The 6,484-nt window shown below is 40.9% G+C and carries 10 protein-coding genes; 6 read left to right on the top strand and 4 right to left on the bottom strand.

The genetic code is table 11. From position 1 onward, the window contains the following. Positions 1-216: 216 nt before the first annotated feature. The 3 genes from acs to AC1DPZ_RS19590 all read left to right on the top strand — a co-directional run bounded on the left by acs (position 217) and on the right by AC1DPZ_RS19590 (position 3,083). A complete protein-coding gene (gene acs / locus AC1DPZ_RS19600) occupies positions 217-2,118 on the top strand; it encodes an acetate--CoA ligase (protein ID WP_477406535.1) in 1,902 nt (633 codons plus the stop codon). A 12-nt stretch (positions 2,119-2,130) separates the two neighbouring features. Further along, a complete protein-coding gene (locus AC1DPZ_RS19595; RefSeq protein ID WP_477406533.1) occupies positions 2,131-2,766 on the top strand; it encodes a hypothetical protein in 636 nt (211 codons plus the stop codon). Between the two features lie 131 nt (positions 2,767-2,897). After that, positions 2,898-3,083, top strand: a complete 186-nt coding sequence (locus AC1DPZ_RS19590) for a CsbD family protein (protein WP_477406531.1) — start codon at positions 2,898-2,900, stop codon at positions 3,081-3,083. A gap of 32 nt (positions 3,084-3,115) precedes the next feature. Here AC1DPZ_RS19590 and AC1DPZ_RS19585 read toward each other — a convergent pair whose 3' ends face one another. Next, positions 3,116-3,349, bottom strand: a complete 234-nt coding sequence (locus AC1DPZ_RS19585) for a hypothetical protein (protein WP_477406529.1) — start codon at positions 3,347-3,349, stop codon at positions 3,116-3,118. Positions 3,350-3,425: 76 nt separating this feature from the next. On the opposite strand from AC1DPZ_RS19585, the gene surE reads away from it, so the two are divergent. The 3 genes from surE to lpxB are packed head-to-tail and all read left to right on the top strand — an operon-like array spanning position 3,426 to position 5,594. Continuing rightward, entirely contained in the window at positions 3,426-4,199 is a 774-nt protein-coding gene (gene surE, locus AC1DPZ_RS19580) for a 5'/3'-nucleotidase SurE (protein WP_477406527.1), read from the top strand. Positions 4,200-4,215: 16 nt separating this feature from the next. Beyond that, a complete protein-coding gene (locus AC1DPZ_RS19575) occupies positions 4,216-4,485 on the top strand; it encodes a hypothetical protein (protein WP_477406525.1) in 270 nt (89 codons plus the stop codon). Beyond that, a complete protein-coding gene (gene lpxB / locus AC1DPZ_RS19570) occupies positions 4,482-5,594 on the top strand; it encodes a lipid-A-disaccharide synthase (RefSeq protein ID WP_477406523.1) in 1,113 nt (370 codons plus the stop codon). Before AC1DPZ_RS19575 ends, lpxB begins: the two co-directional genes overlap by 4 nt. Positions 5,595-5,674: 80 nt before the next feature. On the opposite strand, the gene AC1DPZ_RS19565 is transcribed toward lpxB, so the two are convergent. Genes AC1DPZ_RS19565 through AC1DPZ_RS19555 form a run of 3 tightly spaced genes read right to left on the bottom strand, consistent with a single transcriptional unit; the run spans position 5,675 to position 6,213 of the window. Continuing rightward, positions 5,675-5,839: a hypothetical protein gene (locus AC1DPZ_RS19565; RefSeq protein ID WP_477406521.1), complete on the bottom strand. Its 165-nt coding sequence runs from the start codon at positions 5,837-5,839 to the stop codon at positions 5,675-5,677. A gap of 36 nt (positions 5,840-5,875) precedes the next feature. After that, positions 5,876-6,007 carry a hypothetical protein gene (locus tag AC1DPZ_RS19560; protein ID WP_477406519.1) on the bottom strand — a complete coding sequence of 44 codons (132 nt, stop codon included), beginning with the start codon at positions 6,005-6,007 and terminating at the stop codon, positions 5,876-5,878. Between the two features lie 32 nt (positions 6,008-6,039). Then, positions 6,040-6,213 (bottom strand): hypothetical protein, encoded by a 174-nt coding sequence (locus AC1DPZ_RS19555; protein WP_477406517.1) that lies wholly within the window; start codon positions 6,211-6,213, stop codon positions 6,040-6,042. Positions 6,214-6,484: the final 271 nt, after the last annotated feature.

Here is a 6,484-nt window from a genome sequence, read left to right as displayed (position 1 = left end):
ACCCTTTATTCAAAAGAGTTTGCAAATATCAGACTTTTAAATCAATTATTCAACAGTGTTTTTAAAAATTATCAAATTATTTATAAAAACGATCAGCGGCCTATTTTTAGCCTGCTTTCTAAATGCCGCCACTTATTAAAAATATTTAATAAGTAATGTTTTTTAATATGTACATRACACAGAAATTACTAATTTACGCCCACCATTATGAATGCTATGAAGATTACATCGTTTGACGAATATAAAAAGGTTTATCAGCAAAGTGTTGAGCAGCCTGAAGAGTTCTGGGCCAATATTGCCGAAAATTTTTTGTGGCAAAAAAAGTGGGACAAAGTACTCGACTGGAACTTTAAAGAGCCGAAGATTAAATGGTTTCAGGGGGCTAAACTCAATATTACGGAAAATTGCCTTGATCGTCACCTGGCAACCATCGGCGATAAACCTGCTATTATATGGGAACCAAATGATCCGCAGGAAGATCACCGCATATTAACATACCGCCAGCTGCATGATAAGGTTTGCCAGTTTGCCAATGTGTTAAAAAATAACGGTGCAAAAAAAGGCGATCGCATCTGTATCTACATGCCCATGATACCCGAGCTGGCCATCGCCGTTTTGGCCTGTGCCCGTATTGGGGCAATTCATTCGGTTGTATTTGGCGGTTTTTCGGCACAATCCATTGCCGATAGAATAAATGATGCCGAATGTAATGTTGTAATAACTGCCGATGGGGGCTTTAGGGCTAATAAACCTATTCCTTTAAAATCGGTAATTGATGACGCACTGGTACAGTGTAAATCTGTTAAGCGTGTAATTGTTTTAACCCGCAGCCGTACACCGGTTTCTATGATAAAGGGACGCGATGTTTGRTGGGAAGATGAAGTTAAAAAGGTAGAAACACAAGGTAACCCCGAATGTCCTGCAGAACAAATGGATGCCGAGGATATGTTGTTCATTCTGTATACATCAGGTTCAACAGGTAAACCTAAAGGGGTGGTGCATACTACCGGTGGCTATATGGTTTACACAGGCTATACTTTTGCTAACGTGTTCCAGTACAACCAGGGCGAAGTATATTTTTGTACTGCCGATATCGGCTGGATTACGGGGCATTCTTACATTGTATACGGTCCGCTATCGCAGGGAGCAACAACTTTAATGTTTGAAGGGGTGCCTACCTATCCGGATGCCGGCAGGTTTTGGGATATTGTAGATAAGTATAAAGTAAATATATTATATACTGCGCCAACAGCTATTCGCTCGTTGATGAGTTTTGGCGACGAGCCATTAAAAGGGAAAGACCTGAGTTCGCTTACCAAACTGGGTTCGGTAGGGGAGCCTATTAATGAAGAAGCCTGGCATTGGTACGATGAAAAAATAGGCCATGGCAAATGCCCTATTGCCGATACCTGGTGGCAAACAGAAAATGGAGGATTAATGATATCGCCTATTTGTAATGTTACGCCAACCAAACCGGGCTATGCAACTTTGCCTTTACCGGGCGTACAACCTGTATTGGTTGATGAAAATGGGAAGATAATAGAGGGTAATGGTGTAAGTGGCAACCTATGCATCAAGTTCCCATGGCCGGGTATGTTGCGTACCACTTATGGTGATCATGAACGCTGCCGCACCACTTACTTTGCCACTTACGAAAACTTATATTTCACCGGTGATGGTTGTCTGCGAGATGAAGATGGTTATTACCGCATAACAGGTCGTGTTGATGATGTGCTGAACGTATCCGGTCACCGTATTGGAACAGCCGAGGTGGAAAATGCAATTAACATGCACAGCAGTGTAGTTGAATCGGCGGTTGTAGGTTACCCGCATGATATAAAAGGACAGGGTGTATATGCCTTTGTGGTATGCCCAAATCAGCATGGTGATGCGGAGCTTACCAGGAAGGATATAGTTATGACAGTTGCCAGGATAATAGGCGCCATTGCCAAACCAGATAAAATTCAGTTTGTAAGCGGGCTGCCAAAAACACGGTCGGGCAAGATCATGCGCCGAATTTTACGCAAGATAGCCGAAGGTGAAACAGGTAACCTTGGCGATACCAGCACCCTGCTTGATCCGGCTGTTGTTGAAGAGATAAAGGCAGGAGCTTTGTAAGAATAAAGATATTTGGATAAAGGAGCAAAGATCAATTATTGGATAATAAAACAGATACAGGAAATGAGGAGTAAGGATATAGTAAAGACAGGCTCCTTGCCTTTTCTCTCTGTATCTTTCGTCCTTGTTCTTTGCTCCAGCTTCCTTTTTTCTTTTAAAGATCGCCCGTCTGCAAGATATAAACTCGATTTTTTTACTTCGGAAAACCAGTTTTACCTCTGTGATTCTGCCTTTACAGGCGAAACCGGTGACACCAGCTTTTGGACCTCTGCTGCCTATGCTGATAGGTTGGCAACATCAAAAGATAAAGATATTGTGGGTATTGGTATAGAAAGTTTTGGTCATGTAAAGGCCGAACTGGCTGTGCTGGACGCAGCAAGCCGGGAAAAAGATTTTAAAAAGTATGATCACGTAGTTGAGGCCGGTATCAGGATCAGTTCCGGGATATTGGAGGTGCTGGATTTTCCGGATCATAAAATCCAGTTGAAAGCTATAGTAACGCCTGGATATTATCGTATAAGGGTTTACTCCTATGATCTCAAAAATATTAATTCTGAAGCAGATGAAGGCACCGATCACTACAAAATAGAACTTTGGTCCTCCAATAATTTTGAGCGCAAGGTATTGAAGCAGTTTGTTAAAGACTGAAAGAATCAGGAATGGATTCTATTTATTGTTCAGTTCCAATTCACAAGTCCTGACTCTAATCTCTTGACTCTTTCCCCCAAACCATATCGTTTTCCGAATGTTATGACAATACATCTAAATAAAAAAGCATTATGGATAAGTTACAAATAAAAGGCAGCTGGAACGAACTAAAGGGGAAGATTAAACAAGCTTACGGCGACCTTACCGATGACGACCTTACTTATGAAGAAGGTAAAGACGAGGAAACATTAGGGAAACTTCAGAAAAAAACGGGTAAAACCCGAGATGAATTAGTGAAGTGGATTAACAGTTTATAAGATTTAGAAAAGGCTCCTGTAACGGGGCCTTTTCATTTGAAAATCTTTGAAAGCTCAAGGCCAAATCCTGGCAGTAATAAGGAATTTAGCATTTCGGTTTTTTGGGCTTTTTGGTGTAGATAATAGGCTCCATCTTTTAGGGCATATAAATCTGCATTTTCCTGTACCGGGTCGATAATAATATATTCTTTAACGCCACCGGTGGAGGGCGGTGGCGACGTAATTAAATCATAGTTTATCAACTGAAAAGGGGCACCTTCTTCCAACAGCAAATAATCATCGATGGTGTATTTCTTTTCCTATCAGCAGTCAGCATAAATCAAATATAACTAATTTCGCACAATGAAAATCACCAAACCCAATATTCTTGTAGTAAATGACGATGGCATAACCGCGCCGGGTATTAAAGTTTTGATTGAAGCGATGAGCGGCATTGGCAGGGTAGTGGTGGTTGCGCCAGATAGTCCGCAATCGGGAATGGGGCATGCCATTACCATAGGGAAACCACTGCGTTTAGATAAGGTTGATATTTACGAAGGTATTGAAATGTACCGCTGCTCGGGCACGCCGGTTGATTGTGTGAAGCTGGCCGTGAACAAGATATTTAAAGGTCAAAAGCCCGATTTGTGCGTGTCAGGTATTAATCATGGCTTAAATAATTCCATTAACGTATTGTATTCGGGCACGATGTCGGCTGCCGTTGAGGGCGCTATTGAGAGCATCCCTTCAATAGGTTTTTCTTTGGATGATTATAATCTTGATGCAGATTTTAGTCATTGCGTTAAATTTGTAAAGGAGCTTGCCATGCAGGTTTTAGCGAATGGCTTACCGGCAAATACTTTACTGAATGTGAATTTTCCTAATACACCTGATATCAAAGGCATCAGGATCTGCCGCCAGGCCAATGCCAAATGGGCCGAGGAGTTTGACGAAAGGGTTGATCCGCATAAGCGGCCATATTACTGGCTTACCGGCGTTTTTCAGTTGAATGATGGCGGCGAAGATACCGATGTTTGGGCTTTAGACCATAATTATGTATCGGTAGTACCTATACAGTTTGATATGACGGCGCATCACGCTATCCCGTTTTTAAATAACTGGCAGTTTAATGTATAAATTACCGTGTTAAAACATGCTAAAAAACAATAGTATAGCGGCAGGGATAATTGGCGGTTTAATACTGCCAGGCATTAGTCTGTTCGTTTTTTTGTACTTACTAAAAGGTAGCTTTTTAATATTCAACAAGCCGGGTGTGCCATACCTGGTGGCTATTGCTTTTAATTTGTTTATCATCAGGTATTGTTTTAAGCAGGGGCATGATAAAACCGGAGCAGGTATCATACTGGTTACCTTTGTATTTATGGCGGCTGTGTTTTTACTTAAATTACAACCCATCAGATGAAGTATTACCTGGTAGCCGGCGAAGCTTCGGGCGATTTGCATGGGGCAAATTTGATGAAGGCCTTAAAAGAGCTCGACCCAACGGCTGAATTCCGTTTTTTTGGTGGCGACCTGATGCAGGCCGAGGGTGGTACATTGGTAAAGCATTATGCCGATATGGCTTTTATGGGTTTTGTGGAGGTAGCAGTAAATCTGCGCACCATCCTGAAAAACATGAAGACCTGTAAACAGGATATTGTTGCGTATCAACCCGATGTTTTGGTGCTGATAGATTTCCCCGGTTTTAATTTAAAGATAGCGGAGTTTGCAAAATCTGCTGGATTAACCGTTTACTATTACATCTCGCCCAAAGTATGGGCCTGGAATCAGAAACGGGTTTTAAAAATCAAAAAGATAGTTGATCACTTGTTTTGTATCCTGCCTTTTGAGGTTGAGTTTTACAAAACCTGGGGAATGGTTGTTGACTATGTAGGCAACCCGCTGCTGGATGCTAAAACTGCATTTAAACCCGAACCTGGTTTTTTACGGAAACATCATTTAACCAATAAAAAGATCATCGCCCTGTTACCCGGCAGCCGTAAGCAGGAGATAAGCTACTTGCTGCCCGAAATGATAGTGGTAACAGAACAGTTTCCTGATCATCAGTTTGTTATAGCCGGAGCGCCATCTTTTAAGCCGGATTTTTACAGCAGGTTTTTAAGCGGCAAAAACATTCCCGTAATATTTAATGCTACTTATGATTTATTAACCCATGCCTATGCCGCTGTTGTAGCATCGGGCACGGCTACGTTGGAAACCGCTTTGTTTAATGTGCCGCAGGTAGTAGTTTATAAAGGGAATCCCCTAACCATAGCTATAGCCCGCTTGTTGGTTAAAATCAAATTTATATCCTTGGTTAACCTTATTGTTGATAAGGGCATTGTAAAAGAGCTTATACAGGAGGATTGCAACGAACTGAAAATAGCCGCCGAACTTAACGCCATCATAAACGATGATGCTTACCGTGCAAACATGCTGGGCAACTATGATGAGCTTGATGGAAGGATGGGGCAGCCGGGGGCATCGGCTAAAACCGCAGGCCTTATCATCAAATATGCTTTAAAAAAATAAAACCCTGTTTTTGGCAGGGTTTTATCGTTTTCATAGATGTGTAGTACTTCGGATAGATAGATGTAGGGTATATATGATGATCAGGCAGCCTTGCTTGTTTGTTGCGTAGCAACCTGCGTGTTGTTTTTAACAAATTGATTTTTCAATTTGAAGTTTCTCAAATCTTCCAATAAAATGTTTAATAATTCATCGTCAAATCTGTTAATTAATTTACTCATTGATGGTGCAATTTTATAAGCTTTCATAGGTAGATGTTTCGTAGGTAAGTATGTTTGGTTTTATTAAGCCGCGCTTGGTAAAAGCCGTGATGCTTTTGCTTTAGCAGCTTTTAAATCATTCACCAGTATCATTTTTAATTCGTTGTCAAAACGTGTTACTAATTTGTTGGTTGAAGGTTTTCTGGGGTTTTTCATAGTTTAGTTTTTTTACGTTTAATTTCTTGTGTTTAGTCTTTCTTTTCGTTTTCCTGGTTTTCGGTAAGGTTTTCTTTCCGACGTTTTGCTTCGTTGTATTGCCTTAAAAGTTGTTCCTCATCGCGTGGGTCTGTTGTTTTTGTTGGCTCTACCGGATTTTCCCACTCCTTCTCTGCTTCCTTAACCGGTTTCTTGGTATTTTTCATAACAGATACGTTTGATAGGCTTTATTCCAATCCTGTGCCAAATTTTTTACGACGCTCAAAAAAAGGTATTAAATCTCCGGCGTTTTTTTGTAATAACGCATAAGTAGCTGTTTTTAAGCGGTTTTTATTGTCAGATTTTTTTTTATTTTTTTTGACGGGTAGTATTCATCTGCATCAAACAGGTGTTCGCTTAGTAATCAATAACCGGACACTTGCATTAATTCCGTACGTTTTTTTGATAACCAAGTAAGTGGGCTGCCAGGGCAACGGC

The organism is Mucilaginibacter sp. P4_G9 (assembly GCF_056400985.1).
This window is presented reverse-complemented; position numbering and strand designations above follow the sequence as displayed.